At 47.4% G+C, this 18,083-nt stretch carries 17 protein-coding genes; 11 read left to right on the top strand and 6 right to left on the bottom strand.

The features are described 5' to 3' along the window. Positions 1-37: 37 nt before the first annotated feature. From K8S15_05700 to K8S15_05690, 3 genes are all read left to right on the top strand, one after another. Entirely contained in the window at positions 38-1,264 is a 1,227-nt protein-coding gene (locus tag K8S15_05700; GenBank protein MCD4775530.1) for a PLP-dependent aminotransferase family protein, read from the top strand. Positions 1,265-1,297: 33 nt separating this feature from the next. Beyond that, positions 1,298-2,665: a threonine synthase gene (thrC, locus tag K8S15_05695; GenBank protein MCD4775529.1), complete on the top strand. Its 1,368-nt coding sequence runs from the start codon at positions 1,298-1,300 to the stop codon at positions 2,663-2,665. Positions 2,666-2,733: 68 nt separating this feature from the next. Next, positions 2,734-3,945, top strand: a complete 1,212-nt coding sequence (locus tag K8S15_05690) for a cofactor-independent phosphoglycerate mutase (GenBank protein MCD4775528.1) — start codon at positions 2,734-2,736, stop codon at positions 3,943-3,945. Between the two features lie 3 nt (positions 3,946-3,948). Here K8S15_05690 and K8S15_05685 read toward each other — a convergent pair whose 3' ends face one another. The 3 genes from K8S15_05685 to K8S15_05675 all read right to left on the bottom strand — a co-directional run bounded on the left by K8S15_05685 (position 3,949) and on the right by K8S15_05675 (position 6,516). After that, positions 3,949-4,578 carry a hypothetical protein gene (locus tag K8S15_05685; protein ID MCD4775527.1) on the bottom strand — a complete coding sequence of 210 codons (630 nt, stop codon included), beginning with the start codon at positions 4,576-4,578 and terminating at the stop codon, positions 3,949-3,951. A gap of 211 nt (positions 4,579-4,789) precedes the next feature. Then, entirely contained in the window at positions 4,790-5,464 is a 675-nt protein-coding gene (gene radC, locus K8S15_05680) for a DNA repair protein RadC (protein ID MCD4775526.1), read from the bottom strand. Further along, positions 5,461-6,516 carry a mechanosensitive ion channel family protein gene (locus K8S15_05675; GenBank protein ID MCD4775525.1) on the bottom strand — a complete coding sequence of 352 codons (1,056 nt, stop codon included), beginning with the start codon at positions 6,514-6,516 and terminating at the stop codon, positions 5,461-5,463. Before K8S15_05675 ends, radC begins: the two co-directional genes overlap by 4 nt. A 262-nt stretch (positions 6,517-6,778) precedes the next feature. Here K8S15_05675 and lepB point away from each other — a divergent pair, with 262 nt between their 5' ends. Together lepB and K8S15_05665 are read left to right on the top strand one after the other, a co-directional pair. Next, positions 6,779-7,510: a signal peptidase I gene (gene lepB / locus K8S15_05670; protein ID MCD4775524.1), complete on the top strand. Its 732-nt coding sequence runs from the start codon at positions 6,779-6,781 to the stop codon at positions 7,508-7,510. Continuing rightward, positions 7,507-8,454, top strand: a complete 948-nt coding sequence (locus K8S15_05665; GenBank protein ID MCD4775523.1) for a hypothetical protein — start codon at positions 7,507-7,509, stop codon at positions 8,452-8,454. The genes lepB and K8S15_05665 overlap by 4 nt, the downstream gene beginning before the upstream one ends. A gap of 28 nt (positions 8,455-8,482) precedes the next feature. Here K8S15_05665 and K8S15_05660 read toward each other — a convergent pair whose 3' ends face one another. After that, positions 8,483-9,142 carry a TrkA family potassium uptake protein gene (locus K8S15_05660; protein ID MCD4775522.1) on the bottom strand — a complete coding sequence of 220 codons (660 nt, stop codon included), beginning with the start codon at positions 9,140-9,142 and terminating at the stop codon, positions 8,483-8,485. Positions 9,143-9,157: 15 nt separating this feature from the next. After that, the gene (locus K8S15_05655) at positions 9,158-10,939 is read right to left on the bottom strand and encodes a Trk family potassium uptake protein (GenBank protein MCD4775521.1); all 1,782 of its coding nucleotides are present in this window, start codon (positions 10,937-10,939) and stop codon (positions 9,158-9,160) included. Between the two features lie 78 nt (positions 10,940-11,017). Here K8S15_05655 and K8S15_05650 point away from each other — a divergent pair, with 78 nt between their 5' ends. Genes K8S15_05650 through K8S15_05625 form a run of 6 tightly spaced genes read left to right on the top strand, consistent with a single transcriptional unit; the run spans position 11,018 to position 17,267 of the window. Then, on the top strand, positions 11,018-12,283 hold the full coding sequence (locus tag K8S15_05650) for a class II fructose-bisphosphate aldolase (protein ID MCD4775520.1): 1,266 nt from the start codon (positions 11,018-11,020) through the stop codon (positions 12,281-12,283). Positions 12,284-12,298: 15 nt separating this feature from the next. Then, positions 12,299-13,588 (top strand): dihydroorotase, encoded by a 1,290-nt coding sequence (locus K8S15_05645; GenBank protein ID MCD4775519.1) that lies wholly within the window; start codon positions 12,299-12,301, stop codon positions 13,586-13,588. Further along, the gene (locus tag K8S15_05640) at positions 13,575-15,236 is read left to right on the top strand and encodes a hypothetical protein (protein ID MCD4775518.1); all 1,662 of its coding nucleotides are present in this window, start codon (positions 13,575-13,577) and stop codon (positions 15,234-15,236) included. Before K8S15_05645 ends, K8S15_05640 begins: the two co-directional genes overlap by 14 nt. Positions 15,237-15,250: 14 nt before the next feature. Further along, positions 15,251-15,991 (top strand): hypothetical protein, encoded by a 741-nt coding sequence (locus K8S15_05635; protein MCD4775517.1) that lies wholly within the window; start codon positions 15,251-15,253, stop codon positions 15,989-15,991. After that, the gene (locus K8S15_05630) at positions 15,991-16,863 is read left to right on the top strand and encodes a dihydroorotate dehydrogenase (GenBank protein ID MCD4775516.1); all 873 of its coding nucleotides are present in this window, start codon (positions 15,991-15,993) and stop codon (positions 16,861-16,863) included. The genes K8S15_05635 and K8S15_05630 overlap by 1 nt, the downstream gene beginning before the upstream one ends. Further along, positions 16,860-17,267, top strand: a complete 408-nt coding sequence (locus tag K8S15_05625; protein ID MCD4775515.1) for a septal ring lytic transglycosylase RlpA family protein — start codon at positions 16,860-16,862, stop codon at positions 17,265-17,267. The genes K8S15_05630 and K8S15_05625 overlap by 4 nt, the downstream gene beginning before the upstream one ends. Positions 17,268-17,307: 40 nt before the next feature. Here K8S15_05625 and K8S15_05620 read toward each other — a convergent pair whose 3' ends face one another. Continuing rightward, positions 17,308-17,937, bottom strand: coding sequence for a class I SAM-dependent methyltransferase (locus tag K8S15_05620; protein MCD4775514.1), 630 nt, complete (start codon positions 17,935-17,937; stop codon positions 17,308-17,310). Between the last annotated feature and the right edge of the window lie 146 nt (positions 17,938-18,083).

Below are 18,083 nucleotides of genomic sequence, written 5' to 3'. Positions count from 1 at the left end.
TTTAAGGTAATAATCAGAACAGGGCAGAGAGGTTTTCATGATACAGGACTGGAACAATCGTTTCTCGGATAATATCAGGGAGTACGGCGGGTACTCCATAGGCAAGCTATTCGCTTTGCTGACCGATCCTGAGATTATTTCGCTGGCAGGCGGACTTCCTTCGCCGGATATGTTTTTAAAACACGAGATGAGACTCGTATCTGGAAGGGTGCTTGAGGAGGATATCGAGAAAGTCATGCAGTACACTCCCATTAAGGGGGAAAAGGCTCTACTCGACGCTATAGTGCAATTTCTGGATAGAGATAACATCCGGGTTACGGATGATAACATTGTCGTGACCTCATCAGGGCAGCATGGACTTGACCTGACGGGCAGACTGTTTCTGAACCCAGGAGATGTTGTTCTTCTTGACCGTCCCACTTTCGCCGGAGCGATTGTCGCGTTTCAGATGCAGCGCCCCGAGTTTGCGGGTGTAGATATAGAGGAAGACGGCTCGGATATTGAGGGATATCGAAAGAAGATAGAAGCTTTCGGAAAAGAGGGCAGGAAGCCCAAATTCATATACGTTGTGCCTGATTTCCAGAATCCATCCGGTATAACCATGAGCCTCGAGAAAAGGCTTGCTCTGATAGATCTCAGCAGAGAGTTCGGTATTCCTATTCTTGAGGACAGCCCCTACAGGGATTTCCGATACCAAGGCGAAACCATCCCTTCCATCTACTCACTTGATCAGAAGGATGGCGGCGGAAATGTAATAGGCCTGTACACATTCTCGAAGCTCTTCTGTCCCGGTCTCAGGGTTGGATTCAACATAGGTCCAGTCGAAGTGATTGAAGCCATGACCAACATCAAAGAGGGAAATGTTCTTAATTCACCCAAGTACAATCAGGACATGTGCGCGGCTTTCCTGACCGAGATGAACATGGAGGAGCACATCCTTAAGTGCAGAAAATATTACGGAGAGAAGCTCAAGGTGTTTCTTTCGACAATGGAGGAGTATTTCCCGCCGGAACTGGGAGTGACCTGGACGAAGCCCGAGGGAGGGCTCTTCCTGTGGGTAACGGTTCCAGAGGAGATCGATACACACGATCTATTTTACGAAGCCGTTAAACACAAAGTCGCGTTCGTTCCGGGTGATGTGTTTTTTGGAGAAAACCCCGCAAGAAACACTATGAGAATCAACTTCTCATTTGCCTCAAAGAATCAACTGGTCACAGCGGTTAAAAGACTTGCTGAATGTATTCGCAGCCAACTGTCCTTGTAGAGGAGAGAGACAACAGCCAGGCAGGAAAGAAATATGAGAAAAAAACCGATACAGTACCGATCAACAAATCTAAGAGCACCCGCGGTCAACTTCGAGCAGGCCCTTCTTAAGGGAATCGCCCCGGATGGCGGACTTTATATGCCGGAGGAAATACCCCGATTTACACTCGAGGAGATACAGGAATTCTCGGATGCGCAATATCATGAAATAGCATTTGCAGTTGGAAAAAAATTCCTGGCCGGTGAGATTCCAGAAGATGATCTAAGGCAAATTGTCATAGACGCCTACGATTACGAAGTGCCGCTTGAGCATGTGTACGAACGGAAGTACGTAATGAGACTGGATCAGGGGCCGACAGCTTCCTTCAAGGATTTCGCGGCAAGAATGATGGGCCGCCTTATGCAGTACTTCCTCGATCGGAAGAGTGGAGAGCTGCTGATTCTGACCGCAACTTCGGGAGATACGGGAAGCGCCATAGCAAATGCTTTTTACGGACTGGATAACATCAAAGTAGTTGTCCTGTTCCCTTCGAATGAAGTAACTGCGCGTCAGCGGAAGCAGATGACAACCCTTGGGAAAAACGTAACCATACTTTCTCTCGACGGAAAATTCGATGATTGTCAGGCGCTGGTAAAACAGGCATTCGCTGACAGGGAACTGGATTATCTGAACCTCTCATCCGCGAATTCGATCAACATCGGACGGCTTATACCTCAGACAATGTACTACTTCTATTCGTTCGCGAAGCTCCGGTCCGGAGACCCGGATGAGAAAGTAGTTTTCTCCGTTCCATCGGGAAATTTTGGCGATCTCTGCGGCGGTCTTATCGCAATGAATATGGGATTACCGGTCAGCAAGTTCGTTGTTGCTACAAACGAGAATGACGAGTTCCCTGAATTTGTCAAATCCGGTGTCTACGAAAAAGTCGTGCCCTCCAGAAATTGCATATCGAGTGCCATGAACGTAGGACATCCGAGTAATATCCCAAGGCTGGTTGCTCTTTACGGAGGAAACATGAACGAACAGGGCGTGATAAATACCGCGCCTGACCTCGATCGTATCCGGGAAGACATGTACGCGGTGAGCATTAACGACCATGAAACGGAAGCGATGATAAAGGATGCCTTCGAGGAACACGGACTTCTGCTTGAGCCCCATGGATCCGTCAGCTGGGCAGGCCTCATGCGCTATCTTCAGGAAACAGGAGAGCACAAAGATCAGCTCTGTATTTCGCTGGAAACAGCTCATCCGGCAAAATTCCCCGAGAAGATACGCGAAATCCTCTCTTTCGATCCTGAACTGCCACCAAGTCTTCACGGACTTGAGGAAAAAGAGGAATCGTACGAGCATCTGCCCGAAGGTTTTCCCGCCTTCAAATCCTTCCTGAAAGAAAACTATTAGAAACCCCAGCGTGACATCCATCGGCCTGGTGGGTGTCACGCATAAATAACCCGGTAAAGGCGCAAAAAATGAAGTATATCATCATTCTTGGAGACGGAATGTCTGACCGTCCGATTGAATCCCTGGGAGGCAAAACACCTCTAATGGCTGCTGACATCCCAAGCATTGACTCACTCTGCTCAAGTGGCAGGTGTGGCAAATTCGTAACAGTACAGGCAGATATGCCGCCCGGAAGCGCGGTGGCGAATCTGAGTGTACTCGGCTATGACCCGGCAGAAGTATTTCAGGGCAGGGGAGTGCTTGAGGCAGCGAGTATGGGGGTTGAACTTGATTACTCTGATCTGGCTATGAGGTGCAACCTTATCTGTATCGAGGACGGAAAGATAAAAAACCACTCCGCGGGACATATAAGTACGGAAGAATCACTTCAGCTTATCGAAGCGCTTGATAAAGAGCTGGGAACTGATGTAATGAGCTTCTATCCGGGCGTAAGCTACAGGCACCTTTTTGTACTCAAGAACGGAAGCGATTCCATTTCCTGCACACCTCCTCACGATGTGCCAGGCACGGATTACAATAAGGTTATGGTAGAAAGTTCCGGAGCAGAGGGAGAAAAAACAGCCGCGCTTCTTAACAGCATCATAATGAAATCCCATGAGATACTCAGCAGTCATCCGGTAAATCGGAAGAGAATCGCTGAGGGGAAGGATCCGGCCAATTCGGTCTGGTTCTGGTCCCCCGGTTTCAGGCCGAAGATGAAAACCATGACCGAGCTGTACGGGATCAAGGGAGCGGTAATCTCAGCTGTAGATCTTGTGAAAGGCCTCGGTATTTACGCGGGGCTGGACGTTATTGAAGTTGAAGGAGCGACAGGGCTGTACGATACGAATTACGAAGGCAAGGCTCAGGCTGCAGTAGACGCGCTGAAAGGCGATTACGACTTCGTCTATCTTCACGTGGAGGCAACCGATGAAGCGGGTCACGAAGGTGACGTTGATCTGAAAATAAGAACTATCGAATATCTCGATAAGCGAATCGTGAAATACATCGTTGAGCAGACTTCAGTTATGACTGAAGATGTAGCCATCGCCATTACTCCCGACCACGGAACCCCCTGCGACGTAAGAACGCATGTTCATGACCCCGTTCCGTTCCTGATCTATCATCCGGGAGAAACACCCGATGATGTCACTCATTACGACGAGATTCATACCGAAAGCGGCAGTTACGGCACCATCGAGGGAGATACGTTCATGAAATCACTGCTGCGATTCAGATGATGTTTATCTGAACAGCCCCTTGATCGCTCCCCAGCTTTCGTTTTCCAGTTCCAGGCCTACCCAAGTACAACCTGCCCTGAACAAAGCGTCGACCTCATATCCGCCCATTACCACTGGCCCCATGTCGTTGAAACTATGAGCCGTTCCCGTCCAGTTATCGTACTGGTCGTAAAGAACTGAGGGAAGACCTTCTACCGAATATACAGTGGTAATAGCGGACATCCAGAAGTCATGTTCTACAGGTACTGGTGTTGCGTAATTAACGATCACAGGTGCGTAGTGCAGCGCGGTGATAACATCGGACGTAAGGTTTGTCAAAGGTCCTGATGCATCATCACCGTTCCAGAGTTCCACAACAATCTGATCGGTATCCCAGGGATGATTCGAATGATGGTAGAACCACCATTCTGTATAGTCACATTCATAGTTCCCTGCTCCGGGCACAAAATCGGTAATATCGAACCATGTTCCGTAAAAGGCGCTTCCTGAGGATATCCAATAAGCGATTCCATCGTCGTACTGAAACCAATCAAGGGTTCCAGTTCCGCCTGCGACAGGATTCTCGATTTTACAGTTATCAATCGCGTAAGCAAAAACAGCTGTGAACGCAAGAACAAAAATTACCTTTATCATTTGTTTCCTTTCCAGTAATGAATTATCTTAAGTTATTAACATTAATTTGTATATCCTATCACAATACTCTATAAATTTAACATACAGGGGTGACTATTACCTGTCAACAACAGGATGAGTTGACGGATGCTTCGTCACTGCAATTCGCGCATGCTTCAAATTTGTTATCGGGGCATTTATTTTAAGAACTCGAAAAAACGATACATTTGGATTATTCGAAAAGGCCCTCTTCCCGAAGGCTCAGGGTTTCACCGTCGGCCACTATCATATGATCCAGAATCCTGAAGCCGAGGCTCTTGCCCAGTTCGCTGAGTCTTCTTGTCAGGTTTATATCCTCCTGACTTGCCCTTTTTGCTCCTCCAGGATGGTTGTGAACGAGTATCACGGCGGTTGCTCCTGTGGCAATTACTTTTTCCAGGAGGTTTCTGGGATGTACCGCAGCCTTGTCCACCGTACCGAACTCCAGAACGCACTCCGTAATGAGCCTGTTGCTGGAGTCAAGCAGAAGGGCGATGAGTTTTTCCTTTCTGAGGGTACCCATAGCGGTTTCAAGATAGTTTTTTACCTTTGACGGGCTGTCGATGACTTCCGCTCCCCTGGAGGGTTTCAGTGACCTGGCTGTCACCGAGGTAACCATATTCAATAGAACCGCAGCTGCGGGTCCTATCCCATCAACGGTCTGGAGCATATCGGGAGGTTGCGAAAGGACTGCATGAAGGGATCCAAATTTCTGTAGCAGTTCGTGCGCCTTCTCCTTCGTATCCTGCCTTGGTATAGCGTAAGTCAGAAGCAGCTCCAGCGCATCTCTGTCGGAGAATCCCCTGATACCGCCATTTAGGTATCTATCTCTCAGCCTTTTTCTATGTCCTTCTTTTGGAAGTGTCATTTTTCCAGGTAGACGGTGGTTGACGGGAAGGCAAAATCAAGGTCCAGTTCGTATACGATCTGCATTATCTTGAGATTTATATCCTCCCTTTTGTCAAGCCATTTCTGATATTCAACTGTCAATATGAAGTATTTCATTTCTATATCCAGGGATGAGTCTCCGAAACCCGTGAAATTTACGTATACATTCTGGTTATCAACATCCTCATCGTTTTTCATCATCTGGCGCAGCCGCTTCAGAAGTTCTTTCATCTTCTCCGGTGTTGTGTCGTACGTAACTCCAACGGTTGTTGAAGTTCTTCTCATCGGGCGTTTGGAATAGTTGTTGATATTGGAATCCATGATCTCTTTATTTGGTAGCGTGACAAGTGTTTTCTCCACTGTTCTTATGCGGGTTGAACGGATGCCTATTTCCTCAACTGTTCCGCTGACTCCGTTAACCTCGATAAAGTCTTCCACCATGAAAGGTTTGTCGAGGAATATCACAACCGAGGCGAATATACCTGAGATCGAATCCTGAGCAGCCAGCGCCATGGCAAGTCCACCGATTCCCATTCCGGCAAGAATTCCACTGACAGGATATCCGTTGGACTGCATATAGAAGATAATGCCTATCGCAACCAGTATGAACTTGGCAAGCTTCCTGAGAATGGGGACGAGCTGATCATCCATCTTTGATTCGGTATTATCGGCAACGGAAGACATCTGCTCCGCGACAGTATCGATGGCTTTCATAAGAAGCCAGAGAACGTTAACGGTAACGAAGAAGAGAAATACCTTTCTTACCCATTCGGTTGTGGAGGGCGGCAGGGCGTGTATTCGTATGGAAATGTAAACACCAAAAATGATTATCAGAAATGCTGCGGGTTTAATAAAATCCCTGGCGAGGGTTCCGAAAAAGCCCGTATTCTTCTTCCCGATTTTTTCCAGAACCGTTTTAAGTATGCTTTGTACCAGAAACGCTATCAGTACAATCAGCACAGATGTAGCGATTTTACCAAGAGGAAAGCCTCCCGTAGTATAATTATACGCATCAGTAAGAAAACTTATCATTAAGGTACCTCCGGTAGGATTTCATGCAGTTTGCATCCCCGACACCATGAATCAGATACTCAGCGGTGTCAACATCCAGGTCAGTTTTGCTTATGTTATTATGATAGCTTGTAATAAAGATAATAAAAGATAGCGTAATGTAACGAGGTACGTTTATCGTTCACAGGTTTGAGATGGCTTTCTGAATTCTGATACCTGTTGACATTGGTGGTCAGTCTGTGCAATTCATTGGTTTACTATCTTGAGATAAAATGGAGGCATCTTGAAAATTGCGAAAATAAAAGACTGGATTTTGCAGCTTTCCCTTGCGTTGATAATATTTTTCGGATTTCTCCGTCCTTACGTTATCGAAGCTTTTAGAATTCCTACTCCCAGCATGGAGGGAACCATGCTCGTTGGAGACCACCTGCTTGTCTTGAAGGTTTCGGAGGGTCAGCAGATTCCATGGACAGACAGAATGAGACCACTGCTTCATTGGTTCAGGGGCGATGAATATGGATTACTGATGCCTGCAACCAGTGATCCTGAAGTTGGTGAGGTTTTGATCTTCAAGTATCCGGCAGAGCCTGGTAAGGACTTCGTAAAACGGATGGTGGCCGCTGCAGGTGATACGGTTCGAGTAAGCGGGGATACTCTGTATGTAAACGGTGAACCCTCTGAGGATTGGTCCTTCTGTTATCAGGATGGATTTGAGCCATGCCAGTTGGATCAGTCATGGCCCGATTGTCTTGACCGGCTTTATGGAGGAGTTCAAGACCTGGCATACTGGGAAATACGGGACAACTGTATTATGACGGAAGGTGTTCTGGCATACGTTGTGCCTGAAGATCATGTATTCATGATGGGAGATAACCGCGATCATTCAAGCGACAGCAGGGTTTGGGGAGCATTGCCGGTTGATCTTATCAAAGGAGAGGCTCTTGTTACATATTGGTCATGGGTTCCCGGTCACGGTCTTCCTAAATTCGACAGGATCGCGAGGCTGATAAGGTGAGCGATATCCTGATCAGTGAAGTATTGCCATATTCCAGTAAGTATCTGGAGAATATTTCAGTACGGTATCTTAATCTTCGCGAACTTGCCAGGGGAGCTCTTGACAGCCGTGAACTGCACCGTGACGGTTACTGGAGAATCGATAACGAAAGTGGCCCTGTAGCTTATCATGCTATCAAGAAAGGAACACCCTACAGGTTCATAGGGCGTGATGTAAGAGGTTTGGATGATTTCCTCAACTGGCTGGAGAATGATATCACCGAGTTGAATTTGTCCTACTATTTTCTTGAAGATAGTGTGCTGAAATATCTTTTAAGATGCTGGACGGAGGAACCTGTTCTGAGGAAATTAAAGGGTTCCAGGGGACAGATCATGGAATTGTACGAGAAACTTATAGGCAAAAGAAAATCAGGGTTGCTCAGGGTAGTTAAAGAAAACATAATCACATTGATTCCCATAGTTGAAGGCGAAGCCGAAATCGGCTGGATGCCCGAGAGAACCCTTGATGGTCCCGAAGTATGGGAATATCTTGAATATGAGGCAAGAAACGGAGGAACCGGCTACTTCTATCCCGGAAAGACGATTTCCCTGTCAGGAGTAGGGCTGGATGAAATATCTCTCCTTATTAATGCATTCAACCAATGGTATGTGCTTCTATTGGAGATGTGGTCCGATTGCTTCATGCAGGCAGTCAACGTTTTCGGGACACTGCGGCAGGAAAAACCCATACTTGGGAAACTGGTATTTATTCCTGATGAGGGTTTACAGCAGAAAAGTTCTTTTAACGATCCACAGAGATTGCCGGATGTGCTGATATTGCTGGTAAAGGCAATTTCAGCGGAACACAATAACCCTGAAATCTGTTTGAAGCTGTTCAGAGATTCCAACAAAGATCAGAAACATGCTCTGAATTCCGCAGGCCTCAGCGAATTGATGGGGAAATAGTAGAACACAGTTAAGTTCCGGCAGCAAATCAGCTCTGAAGATATCTTTTTATGTCTTCCTGTGTTCCCATAATGAAAATATGGTCATCTGCCCTGAAAACATCGTCCGGTCTTGGAATTCTGTATTTCCTTCCATCTTCAGTCATACGACCTATATAAGCAATATTCAGACCGAAGATCTTTCGAATGTCCAGATCCCGGAGCATTCTGCCAACCATGGCTTCCTTAACTTCTACATGAGCGAACACAATTCCTCCTGAAAGGGGAAGGTACGATTCGACACCCTGAAGTGTGAGGCGCCTTGCTTCCGTAACTCCCTGCGTCTGCTCCGGCGTGTAAATGAAATCAGCTCCGACAGCTTTCAGTATGCGCGCTTCGCGGTTGCTTGTTGCTCTGCTGTGAACTTTAAGATCCATGTCCTTGAGAATTTTTGTGACCAGAACGTTTGAGCCGAAATCTTCACCTATCGCTACTATTACAAGATCCATACTGGCAAGACCATGTGCTTCGAGCATATTCTCATCGGTGCAGTCGAATGACACCGCTGCGGACACGGAATTGCTGATTTCCTGTACAATCCGTTCACTTCTATCGATAGCCAGCACCTCGGCTCCGAGATCTTCAAGTTTCGTCGCAAGGCTGAACCCGAAAGAGCCCAGGCCGATTACTGCAAATTTCTGTGACTTCAAAAGCTCTTCTCCGTTCTATCCTATTGTTATCCGGGTTTCAGGATATTCGTAACGCATAACAGTCCTTCTTCCGGTTGCAGCCGCCAGTGCAGCGGGTCCAATCCGGCCCACGAACATTGTCAGTATGATTATGACCTTTCCCATCCAGGTCAAATCAGCAGTTGGTCCTGTGGAAAGCCCAACTGTACCGAATGCGCTCATCGATTCAAAAATATAATCAAAAGTGCTATGTTCAGAAGATGAATTCTGTTCGGATATAAGTAGAAGTCCAGCCGAGACGGTGAATGCCATTCCACCCAGAAGAAGTAATGCCGCTGTTCTCTTAATATCATGTGAAGGTATTCTACGCTTGTATACCTCGGTTGCCGGCTTATTCCTGATCAGGGAAATAACGCTCATGAACAGTACTCCTACCGTAATTGTTTTGACTCCTCCTCCTGTTCCTCCCGGAGAGGCGCCAATGAACATCAAAGCAACAAAGAACCATAACATGGCTGGTGAGATAACTGATGTGGGAACCGTGTTGAATCCCGCTGTTCTTGGCGTAACAGACCCGAGGTATGCGTTGGCCATCTTCTGCGAGAGAGTCATTCCCTCAAGAGTATTGTTCCACTCGAGGATAAGAAAAAGAGCCATACCGGCAACAATCAATATGCAGGTAACCCAGAGTATCAGCTTGATCTGGACGGACATACGTTTACTTGTCCCGGTTCGCATCCTGTGCATCATGTGGATTCCAAGGGAAGTCAGCACCATGAAACCGATACCTCCAAGTACTATCAGGCTGCCAATTGTAATTGCGATTCCGGGAACATGTGCGAATCCTTCAAGGTTGGTTGGATTGCTGAAATAGCCTGCGGATGCGTCGGTAATCACCGGATTCAGGCTGAATCCAGCGTTGCAGAATGCTGATATGCTGTGAAAAACCGATTGCCATATCTTGAAGTTGGTCGTCCAATCTACAGGTTGGCCGTCCCAGATGATGTAGAGAATGAAAGCACCGGCCGTTTCAATGGTCAGTGTCCAGCCGATAATCGACCCCATTATCTTCTTCAGGTCGCTTACGAAATCACTGTCCATAACCCTTATAAGAGATGTTGATTCACGCAGGCCGGCATTATGCCCAAGGAAAAGAGCGAAGAACGCCACAAAGGTCATGATGCCCAGACCACCCACCTGAATAAGTATCAGTATTATGATTTGACCGAAAAGCGTAAAATCGATGGCTGTATCTCTTACGATCAATCCGGTAACACACGTTGCTGAAGTCGAAGTAAATGCCGCGTCAATCAATCCGATACCTCCCTGCGGTGTTGAGGCAGGCATCATCAGCATCATAGTGCCAAAGAGTATGACAATAGCGAATGAGACCGGAAGTATCGCGGCAGGAGACAGATGCTCAAAAGCCCATGATCCGAATGAGGCAAGCATCACCCTGACTGAACATAGAATACTGTACCCTATTGATATCCTTACTACTGTCCTGAACGCGGCAGCTGAGGGAATATTATCTGAAGCAGACAGTTTAATTGCAAATGCCAGGAGAGCCAGGATATAGAGGAATGAGAAGAGAAACAGCCATTTTTCCTCGCTGAGACGATCCTTTAATGAAGCAAGGCTTACCGGTAGAAGTATCCCGATAAGATACAGCAGCGAAGCGGCAAGTATCAGAATATCCCCGGCCTGCCTGATATCGGCAGAATCCGGATCAAGGCCGAAACGTATTGTCAGAATAGAAAATACGATAATCGCGAGCAAAAGCCTTGTAGCTCTGTTTCCCGGAAATCGTGTATCCAAAATTACCATACCTCTCAGCTACGGTTTCAAGCATATTAACACTCTTGGAAGGCTTGGTCAAACATGAAAGGATTCAAAATGAATAAAACCAGTGAGTACGACCGGTTTCTTGATCTAAGACCATTGAATGTTACAAGAGCTCTTCCCGGCAGCAGGTGTGCTCTTGTAAGCATGAGGGATATCGCGGCTGTCGGGATTGACGAGAACGCCATTGTGATGGCGGCAAATATCCGAAACCCGCTCAGTGCATTTGGAATTCTTAAAGCCGCACACCAGGTTGATTCATTTGTAGTCTTTGAGCTCGCCAAGTCGGAAGCCACATATACCGGCGTTAACTTCAAAAATCTTCCCTGGTTTGCCATGCAGTACTCGAGCCTTCTGGGTGACAGGGTGGTTTACGCTCTTCACATGGATCATTACGCCATCAAATCGACAGCTGACAGAGATGAATCGATTGTAACAGTTCCGGACGCAATATTCAGGGGGTGGACATCTGTAGCCGTGGATGCCTCTCACAACCATGATTACGATAACCTCATGTTCACCCGGGATCTTGCAATGCACATTCCTCCCTATATCGGGCTTGAGGCTGAAGTAGGTGAAATAAAAGGCGCCGGAGTTCTGACAACCGTTGAGGAAGCCGAATATTTTGTTGGCGGCCTGAACAGCTGGGGCATTTTCCCCGATTTCCTTGCTATCTCGAACGGTTCAAAACATGGCACTTACGATTCTTCCAAGGGGGAAGGAGAGGGAATAGATCTTGCGAGAACCGGCGAAATCGCCAACGCCATTTCAAAGTATGGTTGCGTAATTGCCCAGCATGGCATCAGCGGAACACCCCTTGACAAGGTGGGACATTTCAAAGAATACGGCATTAATAAAGGCAACGTGGGAACACTGTGGCAGAATATCGTGTTCGGACTGGAAATGGATATTGTAAGCGGAAATGCCGTGATTGAGAACGGAAGTTATGTCAAGAGACCGGACAAGGGTATTCCTATGGAACTCTGGAAGGAGATGGTAGCATGGGCGGACGCTCAGGGCTACCCGCGTAACTCCGGTGATTACAAGAAGGCTAATCTTCCGTTTCATCATCTTATAATGGGTCTTCCGGAGGAGTACCGGAAAAGAATAATCGATGAGACGGAAGCATGGGCTTTAAGATTCTTCGAAGCATTCAATTCAAATGGAACCGGATCGAAAGTTATTGATAGAATCCTTCAGAGGGATGACTGGAATGCCACTCCCAAACGGAAAATCACGGCTGTGAGGTCCGAGTATACAGCTGCGTCAGCACCGGACCGGGGCGAAGTAATCTCAAGCGGGGAAGACTATTCGGATTGATAGGATGATACACCTCTGAAAAAATATGTAATAAGGAATGCCAGAATACTGGATCCAGGATCGGACACGGATTTTATCGGAGATATTCTGATATCAGACGGTATTATAGAAACTGCCGCGCCACGGCTTCAGCAGCATCTGGATGCAATAGAGGTAGACGGCATCGGTAAATGGGTATTCCCGGGCCTTATTGATATGCATGTACATTTGAGGGAGCCTGGAGGCGAAGATTCTGAAACTGTAGAGACAGGGCTAAAAGCGGCGATTGCCGGAGGCATAACCACAGTGGGAGTTATGCCGAACACTGTCCCCCCCATGGATACACCGGAATCCATTGCAAACCTGAAGAAATCAGCGGAGCGCTGCGGGCTTGCAGATGTCATTCCTGTTGCATGTGTTACAGCAGGAAGATCCGGAAGAGAACCGGTTAACTTTATCGAGCTTCACGAAGAAGGGGTATCCGCTTTTTCTGATGATGGAGACCCTGTGCATAACTCCGGGTTACTTCTGGAAGCACTTGATGCAGTCAATGAATTTGATGGCGTAATTATTGAGCACCCCGAAGTTAAAGAACTGGCGGGAGGTTCTGTAAACAGCGGGTCGGTGTCCTTGAAACTCGATGTAGAAGGTATTCCATCTGTGGCGGAAACAGCCGATATAGCCAGGTGCATGGAAATCGCGTCGAATTCCCGGGGGCATCTTCACCTGACACATCTTTCTCTGCCAAGAAGTATTGAACTGGCGAGAGAGGAGTGCTTCAATTCCGCGAACGTAACCATCGATGTTACTCCCCACCATATTGCTCTTAACGAGAACGCGCTGATGGAACACGGAACACTCGCTAAAATGAACCCTCCTCTTCGCAGCCTCGAACAGATGAGAAGACTTGGGGAAATGGTGAGGGATGGAATGGTTGATGCCATCGCGTCGGACCACGCGCCGCATGTCGCGTATATGAAGGACGGATCCATCTCCGAAGCCGCCTTTGGAATAACCGGTCTTGAAACTCTTCTTCCGATAACACTGGAAGTTCTAACCGGTCTTAAGATGCCTGTTATCAGAATACTGCATCTCCTTACCTGCGGTCCGGCGAGGGCACTCGGTATAACTGCCCCCGGGCTTACCCCTGGTCTCAAAGCCGACTGTGTTCTCTTCGATCCTGAAATAGAATACCGGCTTTCCGAAAAGGGTTCATTTTCCAGGTCAGCCAATACCCCGTTCCATAACAGAATGCTGAAGGGCAGAGTTGAAGCTGTATGGATGGGAAGGCTTATTTACAGGGATGGTGAATTTGTCAAAACTTAACACAGGAATTCTGTTGTCTTTTGTACTGATTGCTTTCATGGGTCTTTCGTGCGCTTATTACAACACGTATTACAACGCCAGAAAAAGCTACGAATCAGCCCTGGAACTGGCCAGAACGAATCCTGATAATCCCGTTTCATCGGAGGAGAACCTCCTTGATGAAGCTATTTCCGGTGCGGCCAAGGTTCTCGCGGTTTATCCTGAAAGTCGCTGGGCAGACGATGCTCAGCTTCTGCTGGGAGATGCTCTTCTACAGTCCGGCAGGCGGACACTCACAGGCAGCGGCACGTCAGATTTCACAGAGGCGATGATGGCGTATTCCTCCGTTGTCGTAATGACGGACAATCAGGAATTCCGGGATAGAGCAAACACCGGCATAGGACTTGCTGCCATTGAACTCGGAAGGTTCAACGATGCCAAAGCATCTTTTGAAAGTGTCTCATCCGAAGACAACGGGCTGTTCATTCGCTCAAGATTATATCTTATTGAAACCTACCTGCTCGATAAACAGGCTGAAATTGCTCTGGAAGTAGCGGACGATCTTGGAATACCCGATAATGACAGTCTTGCCGCTGAACTCACCCTTTTAACCGGTCGTGCTTTCATGGAAATCGGGCAGCCGGACAGCGGAGCTGTTCTTGCCCTCTCTGCCGGGGAAATGTTCGGCAGAGGAGAGGGATACTACCGGGCTCTTACCGTTGCGGCGGAGGCTTACATCCAGGAGGAAAAGCCGACAATGGCTGTAGAAGTTCTGAACAGGCTTCTTGCAGGATACAGGTCGGATATGGAAACGGCAGCAATTGCTCTGTTGAACGGAAAGGCCAGAGAATTATCCAGAGATTACTCTGGAGCTATACTTTCCTACCGGTCAGCTGCGGACCTTGACCGGTACAGAGAGTTCGGCGCTGAAGCCCTCTACCTGAGAGCATTGCTCCTGGAAGAAGAAGACAGAATTGATGACGCTCTGGACGATCTTAAGGAACTTACCGAAAGAAGCGGGAATTATCTTTGGAAAAGGCTGGCTGCGAACAGAAGAAATGACCTTGAGCTGCTTGAGGAATATTCGGATGAACTGATCAGCAGTAATGAGGATAGAAGCTGGCTGTACAGGCTGATGATAGCCGAGAAGAGAATAGACCTCTACGGAGAAGAAGACTCTATGGCATTATCAGAACTTCTTGATATCTCGGAAAACGGATCTGAGATGGAAAGGGCAATTGCACTGATAACGCTCTCTGAAATCCTGCCCATCAATGAGGATTCTTCCTTGTCGCTGACGCTGGAAGCCTATTCCCTTTGCGATGAAGGAGACATTGCGACTGAAATTGAAGACAGACTGAACCTGCCGAGAGGGCGTGGATATCATTCCCGTCCTTCGGTGATGCTGGAAAGAGCATGGGAATTGATAGAAGCAATGGAATTCACCGACGCGTGGGAAATACTTGATTCTCTTCAGTCATCGGCATGGGGAAGGATGATAAGACCTGATATACTCTGGGCATCGTATATTGCGGGAGAAGCTGCCAGGATTGATGACAGGATTCTTGAAAGCTACCTTACAGAACTGATCGAAGATTATCCGGAGACCGATTTCGGCAGGGCTGCCCTGAACAGAATGGGTGGCGAGGAAGAGGGAGGAGAAGAATAATCGACTCGGAATCAGTGATTATTGAAAAGGAAGAAATACTACCCGGCATATTCAGGTTTGAATTCAAAGCATCCGAAGAGTTTCTCAGGGAAGCCGAACCCGGCAGGTTCGTGCAGATAGAAGTTTCTTCCGAGCCGTTTCCCGTTACCCGCAGACCATTCACTATCAGCAAATGTTCCTATAACTCTCTTGTAATCATTTTCGAAGTTGTCGGTAGAGGGACGGAAATACTTGCCGAGGTGGACGAAGGGCAATCGCTCAGGATGCTTGGCCCACTCGGGCATGGTTACACACTCAATTCAGGTAAATGGCTGCTTATAGGAGGCGGGCTGGGAGCTGCCGGATTTCCCGGGCTTGCCGCCAGTATCGACTGCCGGTTGATGGTTCTTGGAGCGGCAACAAAGGACAAACTGCTGACCTTTCCCGGAATCGAGACCATAGCGATTACCGAGGATGGCTCTTCCGGTAGAAAGGGTCTTGTAACCGATCCTCTTAAGACGGTACAGTGGGATTCATTCAGCAATATAGCCCTTTGCGGTCCCATAGCTATGATGAGAGCTGTAATTGAATCAATGCCTGTGGAATCGCGGAAAATTACTCAGGTATCCGCTGAAGCCAGGATGGGATGCGGATGGGGAGCGTGTGAAGGCTGCTCTATCCCCGGGGCCGATGGAGGTTATCTGAAATGCTGCACCGATGGCCCCGTACTGCCCGCTGAAGCCGTGGACTGGGATATGTGGGAAGGGATTCTCTGATGAGATATTACTGGGAACTCTGGGGTCGCAAATTCGATTCCCCGATAATCCTGGCCTCCGGGACAGCCGGTTTCGGGCTTGAGCTGATGAAGCAGAATAATCTGCACGGAGCTGCGGCCGTCATATCAAAGGCAACCACACTGAAGCCCACTCCCGGGAACCCTCCTCCAAGAATAGTTGAGACGAGGTTCGGCCTTCTGAATTCTATCGGACTCGCCAACCCTGGTGTTGATGAAATCGTAAAAACAATACTCCCGGAAGCCGATAAGCTTCCCGTTCCTCTGATAGTAAACGTAGCAGGCGAAACAGTAGAGGAATTTCCCGCGGTTATTGAAAAACTTGAGCGTTCCCCCGTTCCCTTCGGGTACGAAGTAAACGTATCCTGCCCCAACGTTGCCGCAGGTGGGATAACCTTCGGGGCATCACCATCCACAGTCGAAGAGATATCAAGGCTTGTGAAATCGGTTACATCCAGGCCCTTCAGTGTTAAGCTTACTCCCAATGAGGGCAGCATGGCAGAATCGGCACAGGCCGCCGAAACCGGTGGAGCCGACAGTGTAACTGTCTGCAATACTTTCCTCGGGATGAAGATGAACTGGAAGACCGGCAGAGCTCCCCTTAAGCGCAAGGTGGGCGGCTATTCCTCACCGGCCCTTCTTCCACTGACTGTGGCAAGGGTCTTTAAAACAGCCGAAGCAGTTGATATTCCCATTCTGGCCTCCGGGGGCGTAAGCTGTCCTGAAGATATTCTTGAACTGCTTGCTGCCGGGGCAGCCATGGTTCAGGTGGGAACATGGCTTATGAGAAGGCCGGATGCCGCGGGAGAAATGAGAGAGGGTGTTGTCAGACTCCTTGAGCGTGATTCTCTATGAGACTGCTTCTCCGCTTATCTGTGATATTCATTCTTATTCTGTCAGGATGTTACCTCGAATCCAACCCGGCATATCGTTCCGGAGGGATCTCAGCCGGGGGAACCGCGGCGGGATTCCGGCAGCGGGGCGTGGCCTCCTATTACGGTGATGGATTCCATGGAAACCTGACAGCAAACGGAGAAACTTTCAATATGCACGCCCTTACCTGTGCCCATCTTACCCTGCCATTTGATACTATCCTCCGTGTGCATAACCTGGATAATGACAGGGAAGTAACAGTCAGGGTGAACGACAGGGGGCCATACATCGGCGGCAGGATTATAGATCTTTCCAGAGGAGCCGCAGAGGATCTGGGCATGCTGGAAGCCGGGACCGCGAACGTTTTGCTGATGGTTATAAACTGAAGTTTATAATTAAATATTTGAATATAACTATATCAGTAAACTATTTTATATTTAGTATAGATAATCTATATTCACTACGAATTGGATCCACTATACTATCAACAAGGTTGAATGAACAATTTGATACTTCAGCACTTAGTTCTTCCTCACTTTTTATCCATTTCCATTTACTCAAATCATCTTTCTGATATAAAGATGGATAAATAGGAGTACAGCAAGAAAGAAGTATGGATCCATGTTGTCTAATAATGCGGTGCAAATCCCTTAAAAGTTGAAATCTGAATGATCCCATATTTGAATAAAGACTACAAAAAATAAAATCAAAAGAGTTATCCTTGAATGAAAATCCCTTACAAACATCATCCTGGATAAATGAAACATTAGTAATACCAATCTTTCTAAATAGTCTTTGTCCAATTTCTAGATAAATCGAAGCAATATCCATGCAGTAAATATCATGTTGATCCTGACATATTGGCCTGGCTTCACGGCCATTACCGGAACCAATAATAAGAATATTGCTTTTTGTTTTTAAGAATTTTTTCACAAGGATTTCTTCTGAAGCAAAATAGCCAGCTTCAAAATTTGATCGTTTAGCGAATATTGGACTCCAGGGAAATATACTGCATAGCAAATCGTTTTTTTTGTGAAATTGATTAGTATCCTTCATTATGTATTCCCTAATTGAAAACAAACTTATCACTATAATATTAATCAGATACACGAGAAAAATTCTGAATCATGCACACAATTAATATAATCCTAAGTTGAGCGATTCATGGTGAAGTGCCCCACCTTTCGCGTGGGTTAAACTGT

It is taken from the genome of Candidatus Aegiribacteria sp., from assembly GCA_021108005.1.
Classification (GTDB): Bacteria; Fermentibacterota; Fermentibacteria; order Fermentibacterales; family JCC-6; genus Aegiribacteria.
The sequence above is the reverse complement of the archived record's forward strand: the minus strand, read 5'-3'. Positions and strand labels throughout refer to the sequence as shown.

Excerpts from the sequence above, each read along its gene's own strand:
- K8S15_05700 (MCD4775530.1), top strand. The coding sequence starts at position 38 with ATGATACAGGACTGGAACAATCGTTTCTCGGATAATATCAGGGAGTAC.
- thrC (MCD4775529.1), top strand. The coding sequence starts at position 1,298 with ATGAGAAAAAAACCGATACAGTACCGATCAACAAATCTAAGAGCACCC.
- K8S15_05690 (MCD4775528.1), top strand. The coding sequence starts at position 2,734 with ATGAAGTATATCATCATTCTTGGAGACGGAATGTCTGACCGTCCGATT.
- K8S15_05685 (MCD4775527.1), bottom strand. The coding sequence starts at position 4,578 with ATGATAAAGGTAATTTTTGTTCTTGCGTTCACAGCTGTTTTTGCTTAC.
- radC (MCD4775526.1), bottom strand. The coding sequence starts at position 5,464 with ATGACACTTCCAAAAGAAGGACATAGAAAAAGGCTGAGAGATAGATAC.
- K8S15_05675 (MCD4775525.1), bottom strand. The coding sequence starts at position 6,516 with ATGATAAGTTTTCTTACTGATGCGTATAATTATACTACGGGAGGCTTT.
- K8S15_05650 (MCD4775520.1), top strand. The coding sequence starts at position 11,018 with ATGAATAAAACCAGTGAGTACGACCGGTTTCTTGATCTAAGACCATTG.
- K8S15_05630 (MCD4775516.1), top strand. The coding sequence starts at position 15,991 with ATGAGATATTACTGGGAACTCTGGGGTCGCAAATTCGATTCCCCGATA.
- K8S15_05625 (MCD4775515.1), top strand. The coding sequence starts at position 16,860 with ATGAGACTGCTTCTCCGCTTATCTGTGATATTCATTCTTATTCTGTCA.
- K8S15_05620 (MCD4775514.1), bottom strand. The coding sequence starts at position 17,937 with ATGAAGGATACTAATCAATTTCACAAAAAAAACGATTTGCTATGCAGT.